17 protein-coding genes are annotated in these 15,897 nt (G+C 41.2%); 14 read left to right on the top strand and 3 right to left on the bottom strand.

Translation table 11 applies throughout. The annotated features are described in order from the left end of the window. Positions 1–47: 47 nt before the first annotated feature. The 3 genes from H0173_RS17885 to H0173_RS17875 all read right to left on the bottom strand — a co-directional run bounded on the left by H0173_RS17885 (position 48) and on the right by H0173_RS17875 (position 1,755). Entirely contained in the window at positions 48–245 is a 198-nt protein-coding gene (locus tag H0173_RS17885) for a hypothetical protein (RefSeq protein WP_221847900.1), read from the bottom strand. 126 nt (positions 246–371) lie between these two features. Next, positions 372–965, bottom strand: a complete 594-nt coding sequence (locus H0173_RS17880; RefSeq protein ID WP_221847898.1) for a DUF421 domain-containing protein — start codon at positions 963–965, stop codon at positions 372–374. A gap of 79 nt (positions 966–1,044) precedes the next feature. After that, positions 1,045–1,755, bottom strand: coding sequence for a DUF421 domain-containing protein (locus H0173_RS17875; protein ID WP_221847896.1), 711 nt, complete (start codon positions 1,753–1,755; stop codon positions 1,045–1,047). Between the two features lie 181 nt (positions 1,756–1,936). Between H0173_RS17875 and H0173_RS17870 the strand changes: the two genes are divergently transcribed. The 14 genes from H0173_RS17870 (at position 1,937) to H0173_RS17805 (ending at position 15,849) form a co-directional block, all read left to right on the top strand. Beyond that, the gene (locus tag H0173_RS17870) at positions 1,937–2,257 is read left to right on the top strand and encodes a PadR family transcriptional regulator (protein ID WP_221847894.1); all 321 of its coding nucleotides are present in this window, start codon (positions 1,937–1,939) and stop codon (positions 2,255–2,257) included. Then, entirely contained in the window at positions 2,250–2,849 is a 600-nt protein-coding gene (locus H0173_RS17865) for a DUF1700 domain-containing protein (RefSeq protein ID WP_221847892.1), read from the top strand. Before H0173_RS17870 ends, H0173_RS17865 begins: the two co-directional genes overlap by 8 nt. After that, the gene (locus tag H0173_RS17860; RefSeq protein ID WP_221847890.1) at positions 2,850–3,812 is read left to right on the top strand and encodes a DUF4097 family beta strand repeat-containing protein; all 963 of its coding nucleotides are present in this window, start codon (positions 2,850–2,852) and stop codon (positions 3,810–3,812) included. A gap of 138 nt (positions 3,813–3,950) precedes the next feature. Then, complete coding sequence (locus tag H0173_RS17855) at positions 3,951–5,282, top strand: aminotransferase family protein (protein WP_221847888.1); 1,332 nt, start codon at positions 3,951–3,953, stop codon at positions 5,280–5,282. A 38-nt stretch (positions 5,283–5,320) separates the two neighbouring features. Further along, positions 5,321–6,742, top strand: a complete 1,422-nt coding sequence (locus tag H0173_RS17850; RefSeq protein WP_260631251.1) for an aldehyde dehydrogenase family protein — start codon at positions 5,321–5,323, stop codon at positions 6,740–6,742. Between the two features lie 519 nt (positions 6,743–7,261). Further along, positions 7,262–8,131 carry a 5-oxoprolinase subunit B family protein gene (locus H0173_RS17845; protein ID WP_221847884.1) on the top strand — a complete coding sequence of 290 codons (870 nt, stop codon included), beginning with the start codon at positions 7,262–7,264 and terminating at the stop codon, positions 8,129–8,131. After that, complete coding sequence (locus H0173_RS17840; RefSeq protein ID WP_221847882.1) at positions 8,128–9,126, top strand: 5-oxoprolinase subunit C family protein; 999 nt, start codon at positions 8,128–8,130, stop codon at positions 9,124–9,126. The genes H0173_RS17845 and H0173_RS17840 overlap by 4 nt, the downstream gene beginning before the upstream one ends. Beyond that, positions 9,119–9,367 carry an acetyl-CoA carboxylase gene (locus H0173_RS17835; protein ID WP_221847880.1) on the top strand — a complete coding sequence of 83 codons (249 nt, stop codon included), beginning with the start codon at positions 9,119–9,121 and terminating at the stop codon, positions 9,365–9,367. The genes H0173_RS17840 and H0173_RS17835 overlap by 8 nt, the downstream gene beginning before the upstream one ends. A 30-nt stretch (positions 9,368–9,397) precedes the next feature. Beyond that, complete coding sequence (locus H0173_RS17830) at positions 9,398–10,753, top strand: acetyl-CoA carboxylase biotin carboxylase subunit (protein WP_221847878.1); 1,356 nt, start codon at positions 9,398–9,400, stop codon at positions 10,751–10,753. Positions 10,754–10,757: 4 nt separating this feature from the next. Next, positions 10,758–11,522 carry a LamB/YcsF family protein gene (locus H0173_RS17825; protein ID WP_221847877.1) on the top strand — a complete coding sequence of 255 codons (765 nt, stop codon included), beginning with the start codon at positions 10,758–10,760 and terminating at the stop codon, positions 11,520–11,522. Between the two features lie 123 nt (positions 11,523–11,645). Continuing rightward, the gene (locus tag H0173_RS17820; protein ID WP_313770667.1) at positions 11,646–12,101 is read left to right on the top strand and encodes an SRPBCC family protein; all 456 of its coding nucleotides are present in this window, start codon (positions 11,646–11,648) and stop codon (positions 12,099–12,101) included. 31 nt (positions 12,102–12,132) lie between these two features. Continuing rightward, positions 12,133–12,648 (top strand): (2Fe-2S)-binding protein, encoded by a 516-nt coding sequence (locus H0173_RS17815; RefSeq protein ID WP_260631250.1) that lies wholly within the window; start codon positions 12,133–12,135, stop codon positions 12,646–12,648. Continuing rightward, entirely contained in the window at positions 12,645–14,990 is a 2,346-nt protein-coding gene (locus H0173_RS17810) for a xanthine dehydrogenase family protein molybdopterin-binding subunit (protein ID WP_221847872.1), read from the top strand. The genes H0173_RS17815 and H0173_RS17810 overlap by 4 nt, the downstream gene beginning before the upstream one ends. 1 nt (position 14,991) lies before the next feature. Continuing rightward, positions 14,992–15,849, top strand: coding sequence for an FAD binding domain-containing protein (locus H0173_RS17805; RefSeq protein ID WP_221847870.1), 858 nt, complete (start codon positions 14,992–14,994; stop codon positions 15,847–15,849). The last annotated feature ends 48 nt before the right edge of the window (positions 15,850–15,897 follow it).

Below are 15,897 nucleotides of genomic sequence, written 5' to 3'. Positions count from 1 at the left end.
GGGTCCCCTTGAATGCTTCTTTCCTTGTTTTTAGGTTTTGTTGGCTCCTAGACGCCCATTTTTCTGCGGGTATTACTCGTTTTCTTTGTTTGCTGGCTTTTTAGCTTTTTCGTTGCTTGGTCGCCATTCATTATTCCTTTACCTGCTCCTGCTGCCTGGCTCTTTTTCTTTTCAAGCTGCTGCTTCATTGCTTCCTGCAAGCTAATTTTCTTTTTAGGTGCTTCCGGCTGCTGATTTTCTGTCATGGGAAAATCCTCCTTTTGATTAGGTAGTTAGTTCAGTATAATCTATTTTTTCTCGATGGGAAAGTATATGATAAAAAGAAACAAGAGCCAATCATTTTTGATTTGCTCTTGTATGATACTGTCTTTTTATTGTAAATAATCTGGCGGATGAGACTCATCTGTATTAATGATTTCATTAAAAATATTATGTTTTGGGGATTTGTCTATATTGCTTGAGAGATTCCCGGTTTGAATCAATTGTATTAGCATTTGAATATCTTCCTTTGTGGCGGGCTGTTTTTCTCTCTTCAATGCATATCCTAATTCTCCGCTTGATTCAACGGTAGCTAACTCTACATCAGTGATTGCTGTAATACCGGTTTGACGAAGACGTGCCTCTAATTTATCAACAGGCAGTCTCAGCTTCTGTAAGTTTTTCTCATTTATTGTGCCGTTTTCAATAACGAGGACAGCTTTCCCTGAGATGGCTGTCTCGGCTCCATCGAATTTTAATTGGATGTACTCTGTGAAAATTAAGCAAAGAACCAGTATGCCCCCAACGACAAAGGTTGTCCAGAATCCTTTTCCTGTTACTGGCTGAATGAGCAAAGTCCCAATTGCAATCATAATGACAGTTTGAGGAATGGTCATTTGAGAAATGGATCTTCTTCCGCCAATTCGCAAAATGAAAGTTCCTAATGCAAAAATGACTATGGTTTGCCATATCAAGTTTATATCCATATACGCTCTCCTTATTGGTTTCCATCTGCTTTTAATCCTTTTTGTTAATGCTTAGAAAAAATACCTTTTCATTCTGCAGCTACTCTATATCAGAAGGCGAAACAAGATGATCGTCAAATAAATCAATAAAGAGAGCTCCGTTGGAGGAGATGACTGCATATTGGATATCTTGTACTTGAAGATGTCTTTTTTTTATTTCATGATGGAGCCATTCGTCTGTGTATTGAGTGGTAAAGTTTTTCCCAATTACTTTTCCATCCATTATCAGCTCTCTTGGAAGGTTTACTGTTTTATTTTGAATTATCGGGTTTATATCTTGTTTCATTGCATTTTGATACCTTGTTTTCTTCATAACAGACATTTTGCCGCTTACTTCTAAAACGGCAAATTCTACTTCATTGAGATCAAAGATTTCCTTTTCACGTAGCTGCTGATTCAGATCATCTAAATTATATTTAACTTTCTTCATATTTTGATCAAGAATTTTCCCATTTTCAATAATGACGGTCGGTTGACCTGATAGCCACTTTCTTAATCGCCTATTCTTTGAAGTAATGACCAATACGAAATAGTAGACAGCAATAAGTGAAAGAAAGGCGGCTGTCATTGGAATAAACTTTAAATATGTATCAAACCCCATGTTGGCAATAAAGGAACCAATCGTAACAGAGAGTGCAAAATTATAATGGTTAATATGTGAATTAATATGTTTTCCAATCCATACCGAGGCAATCAGTAATATCAAGAAAGAAACGAAAGTTCGAAGGATAACAATGAGAACAAGATCCAATTTTTTTCATCCTTTTAAGCTATTTTTACATGTTCATTGTTCCCAACAAACTTAATATCAATCCCGATAAAATTTAATGTTTGTTGACACACTATATTATACGCCATATAATATAGCTAACACTAATATTATATGCCGTATAATATAGGCTAAAATATAATATACAATTGGAGGTGCATTTATGTCATTCCAACTTGGATCCGCGCTGCTTGATGCCTGTGTGCTTGCCATATTAGCTAAAGAAGACGCATATGGCTATTCACTAACTCAGGAGGTTCGGGAGGTAATGGATATTTCAGAATCCACGCTCTATCCGGTACTGCGCAGATTGCAGAAGGCTGAGTATTTAACGACTTATGATCAGCCATTCCAGGGGAGAAACCGGAGATATTATCGAATTACAGAAAGCGGCCGGGCTAAATATAATGAGTTATTAGAGGATTGGATGGTTTATAAACAAAAAATTGATACGGTTTTACTAGGGGGATTGAACAGTGAATAAAGAGACGTATTTAAAGGCGTTGAATCGGAAATTAAAAAAACTGCCGGAGGATGAAAGAGAAGCCGCATTAGATTATTACAATGAGTATTTTGATGAAGCGGGAGAGGAAAATATTCAGCTTGTGATAAAAAAATTAGGATCCCCATCTCATGTGACCTCTCAAATATTAGCTGATTTTGCAGTAAAGGGTTTAGAGAATGGCGATGAATCCACCAAAAAGGGGATATCTGCGATTTGGTTTATTATCCTTGCGATTCTTGCTTCGCCGATTGCTTTGCCATTACTGATTGCAGTGGTTGCTTTAATTTTTTCTTTAGTTATTCTTTGCGGATCCTTTATCCTAACATTTTTTATACTCGTGCTGGCTTTAAGCCTTTCGGGTATTGTCAGTATTATAGGCGGGCTTTCGGTATTTGCTCAGCATTGGCCAACAGCTCTTTTCTTTATTGGGAGCGGTCTGATTGTCTCAGGAATTGGCATTCTACTATTCTCGCCGCTTGTATCGGTAACGAAAAGTACGAGTGCTGCTTTGGCAAAATGGATCAAAAAACTTTTTGACAAGATGATTAAAAGACGTAAGGAGGCGATCTAATTGAAGAAGCATGCAAAAATGCTGACAATGATTGCAAGCTGTATGATCGTCATTGGAATCGTTCTGGCAACGATTGGCGTCGCTTCAGGTGCAAAGTTTGCTATTACAAATACGAAGGATGGCTTTAAGGTACTAAGTTCCGAGGATACTATTTCTGAAGAGTTTTCTTTAACTGCTTTTACAAAGATCGATACAAATCTTAATGATATAGATATTGAAATTATCCCTTCTAATGAATATAAATTGCAAATCAAGCGGCCAAAGGACATGGAAATTAAACATAAGGTTGATAATCATGAACTTTCTATTGAAGAAGTAGAGCAGAAGGATAAAGCAAAGTTTTTCGTTAATTTAACACTTACAAGCCTTCCGCATACGGTTATCAGAATCTATGTACCAAAGGATGTTCCATTCGAAAACATAACGCTAAATAATAAATTTGGCGATATTGATATGGACGAAATCTCTAGTGAAAAGATCAGTATCGATTCAAACGATGGTGATATCACTTTCAATAAGGTTAAAACGAATGAGCTCACGATTGTTTCTCAATTTGGCGATATTACAGGAAATGATGTATCAGCTAAGGAACTATCTATTGATACGAAGGATGGAGATGTCATTTTAGATACTATTGATGCAAATTCAACCCTCATTAATAATCAGTTTGGCGATATGACTTTCCGAAACTTTACAAGTGAAGGACTTTCCATAAAAAGTAATGATGGCGATCTTCAATTTCATGGTTTACTTTTAGGCAGCTCAGAGATTCATTCAAATTTTGGGGATATTGAGGTTCAACTGCTAAATAAAGAATCTGAAATAAACTATAATATTGAAAGTAATTTTGGAGATATAACGGTCAACCAAAATGAGTATGAGAAAAAGGCTGCCCATAATGTGAATTCAAGCAATCATCTCATAATTAAGGCCAAAGATGGCGATGTGGATGTGAATTTTTAATAACTGTGATCCGAGTCTAAATAGGGCTCGGATTTTTTTATAGAGTTTTCGATTATAAAAGTTAATAGCATGTTGGCATAAAATTTGCATTTAATCTTTATAAGGGCGTTTTATATATTTTCTAGGAGGAATGAAATCATGATTAAAGATATGAATATCATTCAAGAATTAATGGATTTGGATAAGAAGCATTTTCTGCATCCAACCTCACCAATTAAACAGCAGCAGGAACAGGGGCCATCGTTTATTTTCACAGAAGGAAAGGGGGTTCATCTCAAAGATATGGCAGGGCATACCTTTATTGATGGAATGTCTTCCCTTTGGAATGTGAATGTTGGGCATGGAAGGGAGGAACTAGGGAAAGCAGCAATGGAACAAATGTCAAAGCTAGCCTTTTCTTCGTGCTTTGCTACCTTTAGCAATGAGCCGGCCATTCGTTTGGCAGCGAAACTTGCTGAGATTGCTCCTGGGGATTTAAGCGCAACATTTTTTACTTCCGGCGGTTCAGAAGCAAATGACACAGCATACAAGCTTGCCCGTCATTATTGGATTTTAAAAGGACAGCCGAATCGAAAAAAGATTATTTCGCGTACGAAATCCTATCATGGGGTAGCGATGGGATCAACAAGTGCAACAGGATTGAAGCCATTTCGTGATTTTACGAACTCCTTTGATCCTGATTTCTGCTACGCCGATCATTTTTCAGCAGAGGATTTGCGTAATGTTATTGAAGCGGAAGGTCCGGAGACGATTGCAGCATTTATTGCGGAGCCAGTGCAGGGGGCAGGAGGGCTGCATGTAGCCCCTGAAGGTTATTTTAAAGAAGTCAGAAGTATTTGTGATGAGTATGGCATTTTGTTTATTACAGATGAAGTGATTACCGGATTTGGCCGGACAGGGAAATACTTCGGAATTGAGCATTACGGTGTAGTGCCAGATATGATGTGTTTTGCGAAGGGAGTTACAAGCGGATATGCCCAGCTAGGCGGTGTCATGCTTTCGGAAAAAATTCATCAAGACTTTACTGAGCTATCAACTGGCACACTGCTTCATGGCTATACGTATAGCGGGCATCCAATGGCCTGTGCGGTCGCTTTGAAAAATATCGATATCATTGAAAGTGAAAACTTAATAAAAAATGCAGAATTAATGGGAAATGAGATGTTAAAAGGGTTTAAATGGATTCAAGGAGAGATACGGATTGTTGGAAAGGTAAAAGGTCTTGGATTAATGGGAGGAATTGAAATCGTGAAGGATCAGGTAACAAATGAAAGATTTTCAACTCCGTTAGCTCCAATGATTGTTACAGAAGCAGCAAAACGAGGGCTCATCTGCAGATCAGTCGTGTTCGATAACCAGGACACGCTTGTCTTTGCACCGCCGCTGACAATAAATAAAGAGGAGATGGGCAGACTGATTGAAATTATTCACGATGCCATTGGTGTAATAGAGAAGGAAGTTTCAAAATAGAATAGAGCTGAAGAATGAGAGAAAAAGGAGAGGTAAGAATGAAGAAAAAATTATTCATGAACGGAGAATGGATTGAGGCAAGTCACTATGTACAGCTGAGCTCTCCTTATAGCGGAAAGGAAATAGCTGAGATTCCTGCTGCAACAGTTGAAGAGGTAGATATGGGCTTAGAAGCCGCATTTAATGCAAGAAAAACGATGGCGGTCATGCCAAGTCATCAGAGGGCGCAAATTCTAGAAAAAGTTGTATTTTTGCTAGAAAAGCGGGCAGATGAAGCTGCTGAAATTATTGCCACAGAGGCTGCTAAGCCCATTTCGGCTGCAAAGGCAGAAGTAGCGAGAACGATTCAAACATATAAATTTGCTGCGGAGGAAGCGAAACGGATTCATGGAGAGACGATCCCGCTTGATGCGGCACCTGGCGGCGAGGGAAGACTGGCTTATACCGTTAGGGAACCAATTGGCGTGATTGTGGCGATTACCCCTTTTAACTTCCCAATGAATCTAGTTGCTCATAAAGTAGGTCCCGCAATTGCTTCAGGTAACACAGTCATTTTAAAGCCAGCAGGTCAAACCCCTTTATCTGCATTTTTCATTGCTGAATTATTCCAGGAGGCAGGACTGCCGGCGGGTGCTTTAAATGTAGTAACCGGCAGTGGCTCGGTGATTGGAGAAAAGCTTGTGAAGGATGATCGCGTTCAAAAAATTTCTTTCACAGGAAGTCCTGCAGTTGGGATTGGAATACGTAATAAGGCTGGACTGAAGCGAGTTACATTAGAGCTTGGATCTAATTCAGCTGTTATCATTGATAAAGGAATTGATGTAGATAAGATCATTGCTCGCTGTGTAGCAGGAGCATTTGGATTCCAGGGACAGGTTTGCATTTCTTTGCAGCGGGTTTATATCCTTGAAGAGTTATATGAAGTTTTTGTTGAAAAATTTGTTGAGGCAACAAAGGCGCTGAAAGTCGGCGATCCGCTTGATCCGAAGACAGATGTTTCTGCGCTAATTACACGGAACGATGTGCAGCGGGCTCTTGATTGGATAAAAGAAGCGGAGCGGCAGGGGGCGAAGGTGGCTTGCGGTGGAACATCAGAGGGGAATGTATTGATGCCAACTGTTCTATTGGAGGCTGATCCGAGTTTGAAGGTTTCCTGTCAGGAAGTATTTGCGCCAATTGTGCTGATTAATAAAGTGAAATCAGTAGAGGAGGCAATTGAACTTGTGAACGATTCCCGATATGGGCTACAGGCAGGAATTTATACGGATAATATTCATCTTGCTTTAACTGCAGCTCAGGACCTGCATGTAGGGGGCGTTATGATTAATGATATTCCAACCTTCCGAGTCGATCACATGCCATATGGAGGAGTGAAAGAAAGCGGAGTCGGCCGAGAAGGGATAAAATATGCAATTGAAGAAATGACGGAGCAGAAGTTAGTCGTTTTTAATAGAAATTAAAGGGTAGGACTGCACATCTTAATTAGATGGGGCAGTCTTTTTTTGATTGATTTTTAGATTATTGCTAGTTTCACAGTATTTTAGGCCAAAGTTTGAAAAAAGCGGCTGCTTTTGAAGAGAAATCGGTTGGATTTTAAAAATATGAGTCCATTTTGAAAGTGAATGGGCTCTAATTTGACCGGATATCCGCCAGATACAGAATATATCCGCCAGATTCGGAATATATCCGCGAGTTCCAGAATATATCCGCCAGATTCGGAATATATCCGCGAGTTCCAGAATATATCCGCCAGTTCCGGATTATATCCGCCGCCTCCAGTACATATCGATAAAATCAAATGGGATATCGAAAAATACCATCCAATCGATTTCAAAACTGAAACACAATCTTTCAATTTTGAAAGATTTCACCTCCCCCATCATCGTCAACCACCCAATAATCTCAAAACCTACAAAAAAATAAATTGGCATGGAATTTGCAAGATTAGCAGATAAATACATTCAGTGAGGTGAAGTCCATTGACCCGTTATGAATATGGCGGCGATGAGTTTATATTTGTTGAGCTTTCAGAAGCAATGAGCTTGGAAACGAATTTTCAAGCAATGGCGATTACGAAGACGTTAAGAGAGGAAAATCTGCCGGGAATTTTAGATATTTGTCCTTCCAATGCATCCTACATGATTCGATTTAACCCAGATGTTATTCACCCCGATGAGCTAATTTCAAAATTGAAAGAATTGGAGCAAGCGGTTTCCTTAGAGAGCTTTGAAATTACAGCACGAGCTGTGGATGTTCCAATCCTGTTCGAAGATCCTTGGACACATGAGGCGCTCATGCGCTTTCGAGACCGCCATCAAGATCCAAACGCCACAGACCTAGAATATGTGGCTCGAACAAACGGCTTCACATCCAAAGAAGAATTAATCAAATCCATTACGGACAGTCCTTATCTTGTATCGATGATTGGCTTTGTGCCTGGTCTGCCATGGTGCTATCAAATGGTGCCTCGTGAACAGCAAATTGAAGCACCGAAATATGTTCGTCCAAGAACCTACACACCAGAAAGGGCATTTGGATTTGGCGGAGCCTTTGCGGTTATTTACCCAGTGCAAGGAGCAGGAGGCTATCAATTATTTGGAATTGCGGCCGCACCGATTTTTGAAAAAGAATCAAAGTTACATGACTTTAAGGATTCAATGACTTTCCCTAGACAGGGGGATGTTTTCAGATACCGAAGTGTCAGTTTGGAAGAATATAACGACATTCGCAAACGAGTAGAAAGCGGAGAATTTCGTTATTTAACAAAGGAAATTACGTTTAAGCCTCAAGAAGTACTTGAAAATCCAAAAGCATTTTCAGATTCAGTTTTAAGGAGGTTATATGCATGATTAAAGTAATCAATCCCGGGCTTCAAACGACCGTTCAAGATTCAGGGAGAATTGGCCATTATGAAGTAGGGATGCCTCCATCAGGCGCAATGGATAAATATTCTTATACAGCGAGCAATTTACTCGTTGGCAATAAAGAAAGTGCTGCTGTTCTTGAAATTACCTATATGGGACCGGTTTTAGAATTCCAGCAAAATGTAACCGTTGCCATCACAGGAGGGGAGATGCCGCCAAAAATTAATGGCGAGCCGGTTCCGATGTGGGAAACGCTTGAAGTGAACGCTGGAGATGTACTTTCCTTTGATTTTATTAAACAAGGCGCTCGTGTTTATTTAGCTGTTGCAGGCGGAATCGATGTTCCCCTAATCATGGAATCCCGCGCCACTTATACATTATGCGGGATTGGGGGCTACGAGGGCCGTGCTCTTCAAGCAGGAGATGAATTGAAGATTGGGAATGAGAAGGAAACATCAATCCCAGCTGGAACCCGTATTAATGATGAACTCATTCCAACCTTTTCAAAAACAAATGAAATCCGTGTTGTCCTCGGTCTTTGCAGTTATCGTTTGACAGAGGAAAGTAAGGATCGCTTTTTCTCTATCGAATGGACAGTAACTCCAGAAGCAAACCGGGTTGGCTATCGTTTTAAAGGTGAACGCTTGAATTTCGTTGAACGTGAACAGCCTTTTGGGGCAGGCAGCAATCCGTCAAATGTGGTGGATTTAGGCTATCCGATTGGATCCATTCAAGTTCCAGACGGCATCGAGCCGATTGCCCTATTGAACGATGCCGTAACAGGCGGAGGATATGCGACGATTTGTACGATTATCAGTACGGACCTTAATAAAATGGCACAAATCAAAACAAATGAAAAAGTTCGGTTTAAAGCAGTCGATATTCATGAGGCACTTCAAATTCGAAAAGATTATCAAAATAAACTCAATAAAATGAAGCAGGAAGTATTAGGAAATGTAGGAGGGATTAAAAATGGCTGAACAAAAAACCGTATTGACACCAATTCCAGGGGTGTTTTATCGCAAACCCGCTCCTGATAAAGATGTGTATATAAAAGAAGGAGCTCACGTAAAAGCCGGCGATGTTATTGGTCTTGTTGAAGTAATGAAAAATTTCTATGAAATTAAAGCAGAGAGTGAGGGAGTATTAGCTCAATTCTTTGTTGAAGATGAAGACCTTCTCGATGCAGGACAAGAGATAGCCGTCATTATTGAACAGTGAATTTGTTGAAAAGAGGAGGAGAAGGAGAAAATGGCCTATTTTAAAAAGGTGCTGATTGCAAACAGAGGAGAAATTGCGGGGAGAATTATTCGCACCTGTAAAAGGCTCGGCATTGATACAGTTGCGGTTTATTCTGAGGCAGATGCAGAGGCCCCTCATGTGAGTGAAGCTACTGAAGCAGTGTGCATCGGACCAGCCCAGGCGAAGAAAAGTTATCTGAACGTTGAAAAAATCATTCAGGCAGCAAAAGAAACAAATGCCGATGCGATTCACCCGGGATATGGATTCCTATCAGAAAATCCCGAATTTGTACGGCGCTGTGAGGAAGAGAATATTGTCTTTATTGGGCCAGCGGCAGAAACGATTCGCCTGATGGGGAGTAAGCTTGAAGCACGTATTCAAATGCAAAAAGCAGGCGTGAAAGTTGTGCCGGGTACAGATAAAAGCATTGAATCCATTGACGAGGCTGTTCAGATAGCGAACGAGCTTGGCTATCCGCTTATGCTAAAAGCAAGTGCTGGCGGCGGTGGCATTGGCATGCAGCTTATTCATGATGAAGCTGAGCTAATAAAGGGCTTCGATTCAACCAAACAGAAAGCGAGTTCCTTCTTTAATGATGGCACGGTTTTTCTAGAAAAGTGGATTTCAAAGCCGCGCCATATTGAAGTTCAGGTAATTGCCGATGACTATGGAAATGTCATGCATTTATTTGAAAGGGAATGTTCGGTTCAAAGAAGGAATCAAAAAGTAATAGAAGAAAGCCCTTCTCCATTTTTAGATGATAAGCTTCGAAATGAATTGCTGGACGCAGCTATTCGCGGTGTTAAGCAAATCAATTATAGAAATGTAGGTACAATGGAATTTATTTTTGATGAGCATAAAAACTTCTATTTTCTTGAAATGAATACACGCCTGCAGGTTGAGCATCCGGTAACGGAAAAAATAACCGGATTGGATCTAGTTGAGCTTCAGCTTATGATTGCGGCTAAAGAACAGTTGCCTTTTACACAGGAGCAGATTGATAAAAAAGGCCATGCGATTGAATGCCGAGTATATGCCGAGGATCCAGTAACCTTTTTCCCAAGTCCAGGCGTTATTTCTAAATTAGAATTGCCTGAAGATGAAGCGAGATATGATTTCGGATTTATGAACGGCAGTACAGTCACTCCTTTTTATGACCCAATGATTGGAAAGGTTATCGTGCATGGGATTTCTCGTGACCATGCCATAGCTAAAATGCAGAAAGTCCTTGAAGAGATCGAGATAGAAGGAATCAAAACAAATCTCCCGCTGCTTGAGGAGATCATGAAAAATCGCCAATTTATAAGCGGGGACTATACAACTGAATTTCTAGCAGAACAAAAAGCAGAACTGCTTAAGGGGTGAAGCGATGTTTAAGGTCGATTTAAACTGTGATATGGGAGAAAGCTTCGGTCTTTATGAGTTAGGCAATGATGAAGAAATGATGAAATACATTACTTCTGCTAACATAGCATGCGGCTTTCATGCCGGAGATCCGCATGTGATGAAGAAGACGGTAGAGCTTGCGAAAAAATATGATGTAGGAATTGGAGCACACCCGGGATTTCCGGATCTTTTAGGATTTGGCCGCCGCCACATGACTTGTACGCCATCTGAAATTAAAGATTATGTTATGTATCAAGTTGGTGCCTTAAGAGAATTCTGTTCTGCAGCAAAAGTTAGCATCCAGCATTGTAAGCCACATGGTGCGCTATTTATGAAAGCAGCAGAAGATAAAGAATTAGCACGTGCCATATTAGAAACTCTGCATGAAATGGATCCGCAGATGATTATTTTTGCTCTTAATCAGTCTGAATTGCTTGAGGAAGCAATAAAAATGGGCGTCCCGGTAGCGAAAGAAGTTTATGCTGATCGGGAGCATACGGAAAGCGGATCGATTGTCCTAACAAGAAGAGGAACTGAAATCAGTGATTATGACACTATGGCACAGCGGGTTGTCCGAATGGTAAAAGAAGAGAGAGTGATCACCTACGACGGGAAGGATGCTTCTATTAAAGCAGAAACGATTTGTATTCACGGAGATACTCCAGGTGCTCCTCTTTTAGCAAAAAAGATTGTGGAAGCCCTTAAAGAGAGCGGAGTGGAGATTGTTTCAATAAAAAACATAATTTAAAAACTACTATCTTTATACAGTTATAGTTTCCCTTCCTTTTATAGGAAGGGCTAATGCTGTGAAGGTACAGAATTAATTTCCCGAATATTTAATAAAATCAGGTATCAAAATGGTTTTAAAGGAGTGATCGCTTTGAAAATTGAGCATTCATATACATTCAAGAGTATTCCTAGAGAAGTGCTTTGGAGAACGATTCAAGATAAGGAGGTGTTGAAAAGATCGCTGCCAGGCTGTAAGTCATTTGTAGAAGTGGAGGACAACGTTTTTGAATCCGAGCTAGGCATTAGTATTGGTCCAGTAAAAGGAGTTTTCACAGGAGATGTTCGTCAAGTTGATCGAATAGAGCCTGAATCATACCGGCTGCTTGTTACTGGAAAAGGCAAGCCAGGTGAGATTGACGCTGATGCAGAAATGTCTTTAGCAGAAACAGAAGAGGGAACGGTTCTTCATTGCAGTGCAGAAGTAAAATTGACAGGCATTCTAGCGTCTGTTGGTCAGAGAGTGATGAGTGGCGTTGCAAAAGTAGTGATTGGCCAATTTTTTAAAGAGATTGATAAAGAGGCGAAACAGGCAGTCTAGTAGTCAAGCAATCAATTGGGAGGTGCAATGAATGGCGATTGAAAATGTAAACGTAAAGGTGAAAATCAATGGTGTTGAAAGATGTGCGGAGGTTGAGCCGAGAACGCTGCTTGTGCATTATATCCGTGATGATCTTGGGTTAACAGGTACTCATATTGGCTGCGATACGAGTCAATGTGGGGCATGCTCGGTAATGGTGGATGGAGATGTTGTGAAATCATGTACAATGCTTGCTGTTCAGGCTGACGGCTCTGAGATTACGACAGTTGAAGGATTAGGGAAAGTTGATAACCTCCATCCGATTCAGCAAAGCTTTTGGGAAAAACATGGCTTGCAGTGCGGCTACTGTACACCAGGTGTCATGATTGCAGCGGTTGGTCTTTTAAAGCAAAATCCTAATCCGACCGATGAAGAAATCCGTGTTGGTCTTGAAGGAGTTATTTGCCGCTGTACCGGATACCAATTCATTGTGGAAGCTGTTAAACATGCAGCACAGCTTATGAGAGAATCGGAAGTTCAATTAGTAGGAGAGGAGCATTCGTCATGACAAAGGTAATTGGTGCTCGGCTAAAAAGAAAAGAAGATCCTAAGCTGATAACAGGCAACGGTTATTTTTCAGATGATATCCAGCTCCCTGGCATGCTGCATGCTGCTATTCTAAGGAGCCCTCATGCTCATGCCATGATTAAAAGCATCAATGTCGAAGAAGCATTAAAGGCACCCGGCGTTGTGGCTATTTATACGGGAAAAGATTTAGAAGGTAAGATTGGCCGTGTTCCTTCATCTTGGCTCGTGCCGGGCTGTGATTTAAAAGAAGCACCGCAATATCCGCTTGCCATTGACCGTGTTCGCTACGTTGGTGATGGAGTTGCCCTTATTATTGCGGAAGGGCGCTATGCGGTTCGAGATGCTATGTATTTAATTGACGTCGAATATGAAACTCTTGCACCGGCTGTCGGGCAGAAGCAATCCGTGCAAGCCAATGCTCCCCTCGTTCATGATGATATTGAAAATAATATTGCGTTCCATTGGAAAGTTGGAGCGGTGCCTGAAGAGGTTTGCGAAAATGCCGAAGTGTCTATTAAACAAAGCTTTTATATTCAGCGGGTGGCACCGAGTCCGATTGAAACACGTGCAGCCATCGGCCAGTACAATCCAGGAAGCGGAGAATTGAAGCTTTGGTGCACCTCCCAAAACCCTCATATTCACCGCATGGTTTTATCAGAAGTACTGGGGATCTCTGAAGCTAAGCTCCATGTCATTGCTCCAGATATGGGAGGCGGCTTTGGCGGAAAAATTGGTGTTTATCCGGATGAAGCTCTTGTCGGCTATGCGGCTCGTGATTTAGGTCGTCCAGTCAAGTGGATTGAGGAAAGAAATGAGCATTTCATGGCTTCCAACTATGGACGCGATGAAGTGATTGATGTGGAGCTTTATGGTAATAAGGATGGCACGCTAACGGCTGTCCGTGTAAAGAATACCCATAATGTTGGAGCGTACTTATCAACAATGGGGCCAGGGGTTTCAACAATTGATTTTGGATTAATGTTAACAGGGCCATATAAAATTCAATATGCGTCTTGCGAAACTTTCGGTGTATATACAAATACAACGCCGACAGACGCCTACCGAGGAGCAGGTAAGCCTGAGGCGACGTATCAAATTGAACGGGCTATCGATTTATTCGCAAAAGAAATTGGAATGGATCCATTAGAAATTAGAAGAAAGAATTTTGTCCAAAAAGAAGAGTTTCCTTTCACAAACGCTATGGGGCTTCTATATGACAGCGGAGATTATGAAAAGCCGCTGGCAAAAGCGTTAGAAATGCTTGATTATAAAAAGTTCCGGGAAGAGCAGGAGGAACTGCGCAAGAAAGGAAAGCTCATTGGCATTGGGTTCTCCACGTATGTTGAATTATGCGGATTCGGGCCATCTAAAGTAGCAGGGGCAATTGGCTTCCAAGGTGGCGTTTGGGAAAACTCAACCGTTCGCGTCCATCCTTCTGGAAAAGTAACAGTCTATTGCGGAACCTCTCCACATGGTCAAGGACATGCAACGACCTTTGGTCAAGTTGTTTCGGAAAAATTGGGCATTCCGATGGATGATATTGAACTTGTATTTGGTGATACGAAGGCGATTTCAATGGGATGGGGGACATACGGTTCCCGTTCGGTAGCTGTAGGGGGTACCGCCGTATCGATGGCGACTGACCGCGTTATTGAAAAAGCAAAGAAAATTGCTGCCCATGAACTTGAAGTATCCGTTGAAGAGGTCACATTTGAAAATGGAATCTTCTCTGCCAATGGTGCTCCAGGCTTTCAGAGAACGTTCCAAGAAATAGCTAAATCAGCAAATATGGCATGGAATCTTCCGGAAGGATTAGAGCCTTCACTTGAAGCACAAGCCTTTTTTGACCCTGAAAACTTCGTTTATCCATTTGGTACACATATTGCGGTTGTGGAGGTTGACAAAGAAACAGGTCAAATTGAAATCAAACGTTATATTGCAGTAGATGACGTTGGCCGTGTGATTAACCCGCTTACAGCTGAAGGTCAAGTTCATGGTGGTATCGCTCAGGGGATTGGCCAGGCGCTTTGGGAAGGGACAGTTTATAACGAGGATGGTCAGCTTTTAACAGGTACATTGATGGATTATGCATTGCCTAAGGCACGTTTCTTCCCTGAAATTGAAACAGCGTTTACAGAAACGCTATCTCCGGTGAATCCGCTTGGTGCAAAAGGAATTGGGGAGACGGGTACGACTGCATCGACTCCTGCGATTATGAACGCTGTTATGGATGCTTTAGAGCAATATGGGATTAAAGATATTGAAATGCCGCTTACACCTGAAAAAGTATGGCGAGCCATTTCAGAAAGTGAGGGGAAATGAAATGATACCTTCTAAATTTGATTATGTTCGCGTACATTCCATTGATGAGGCTGTTCAGAAGCTGCACGAATTCAATGGAGAAGGGAAGCTCATTGCCGGTGGACATAGCTTAGTTCCACTCTTGAAATTTCGACTATCAGAACCTGGAGCCCTAATCGATATTAGCCGTATTGCGGAGTTGAAAGAAATTCACAAGGATGGCAATCGCGTCGTAGTCGGTGCACTAGCCACTCATTTTCAAGTTGCGAATGATCCGATTGTAAAAGAACATATCCCTGTATTATCCCAAATTGTAAGTGTAATTGGCGATTTACAGGTTCGAAACCGAGGTACAATTGGCGGCAATATCGCACATGCCGATCCAGCTGCTGATTTGCCGGCTGCCGCTTACGTATTAGAGGCTGAAGTAGCTTTTCAAGGGGAAGCCGGTTCTGAAACGATGAGCATCGATAGTTTTATCGTAGGGCCGCTTATTACAATGCTGCCTGAAAATAGTGTCCTAACTAGTATCTCATTCGCTATTCCTCCAGCCCATACAAAATCTTCCTATCATAAATTCTTCCATCCTGCTTCGGGCTATCCAGTCATTGGAGTTGCTGTGGTTGCGGGAGTAGGAGAAAACGATGTCATTGACTACATTAAGATTGCCATTACAGGTGTCGGGGATGTGCCATTCCGGGCAACATCAGTAGAAGATAAGCTATTAGGTCAAACTTTATCAGAAGCATTGATCAAAGACGCAGCACAATTAGCAGCTGTCGACGGTGAAATGGCAAGTGATTTATTTTCCTCTGAAGAATATAGAAGGAACCTTTGTAAGGTTTACACTGAAAGAGCGCTAAAGTCAGTCTTTTATTAAAAAATAGCTTAATAGAATAAGGGGCGCATCTTAAATAAGAAACGCCCC

This window comes from Bacillus sp. S/N-304-OC-R1 (genome assembly GCF_019749375.1).
Lineage (GTDB): Bacteria > Bacillota > Bacilli > Bacillales > Cytobacillaceae > Cytobacillus.
Note: the sequence above shows the minus strand (reverse complement) of the source record. Positions and strands in the feature narration are given on the sequence as shown.

Bases quoted from the DNA above. Each gene is read 5' to 3' on its own strand.
- H0173_RS17815 (WP_260631250.1), top strand. From the start codon at position 12,133: ATGGCGATTGAAAATGTAAACGTAAAGGTGAAAATCAATGGTGTTGAA.
- H0173_RS17855 (WP_221847888.1), top strand. From the start codon at position 3,951: ATGATTAAAGATATGAATATCATTCAAGAATTAATGGATTTGGATAAG.
- H0173_RS17885 (WP_221847900.1), bottom strand. From the start codon at position 245: ATGACAGAAAATCAGCAGCCGGAAGCACCTAAAAAGAAAATTAGCTTG.
- H0173_RS17870 (WP_221847894.1), top strand. From the start codon at position 1,937: ATGTCATTCCAACTTGGATCCGCGCTGCTTGATGCCTGTGTGCTTGCC.
- H0173_RS17805 (WP_221847870.1), top strand. From the start codon at position 14,992: ATGATACCTTCTAAATTTGATTATGTTCGCGTACATTCCATTGATGAG.
- H0173_RS17850 (WP_260631251.1), top strand. From the start codon at position 5,321: ATGAAGAAAAAATTATTCATGAACGGAGAATGGATTGAGGCAAGTCAC.
- H0173_RS17830 (WP_221847878.1), top strand. From the start codon at position 9,398: ATGGCCTATTTTAAAAAGGTGCTGATTGCAAACAGAGGAGAAATTGCG.
- H0173_RS17880 (WP_221847898.1), bottom strand. From the start codon at position 965: ATGGATATAAACTTGATATGGCAAACCATAGTCATTTTTGCATTAGGA.
- H0173_RS17840 (WP_221847882.1), top strand. From the start codon at position 8,128: ATGATTAAAGTAATCAATCCCGGGCTTCAAACGACCGTTCAAGATTCA.
- H0173_RS17825 (WP_221847877.1), top strand. From the start codon at position 10,758: ATGTTTAAGGTCGATTTAAACTGTGATATGGGAGAAAGCTTCGGTCTT.
- H0173_RS17835 (WP_221847880.1), top strand. From the start codon at position 9,119: ATGGCTGAACAAAAAACCGTATTGACACCAATTCCAGGGGTGTTTTAT.
- H0173_RS17810 (WP_221847872.1), top strand. From the start codon at position 12,645: ATGACAAAGGTAATTGGTGCTCGGCTAAAAAGAAAAGAAGATCCTAAG.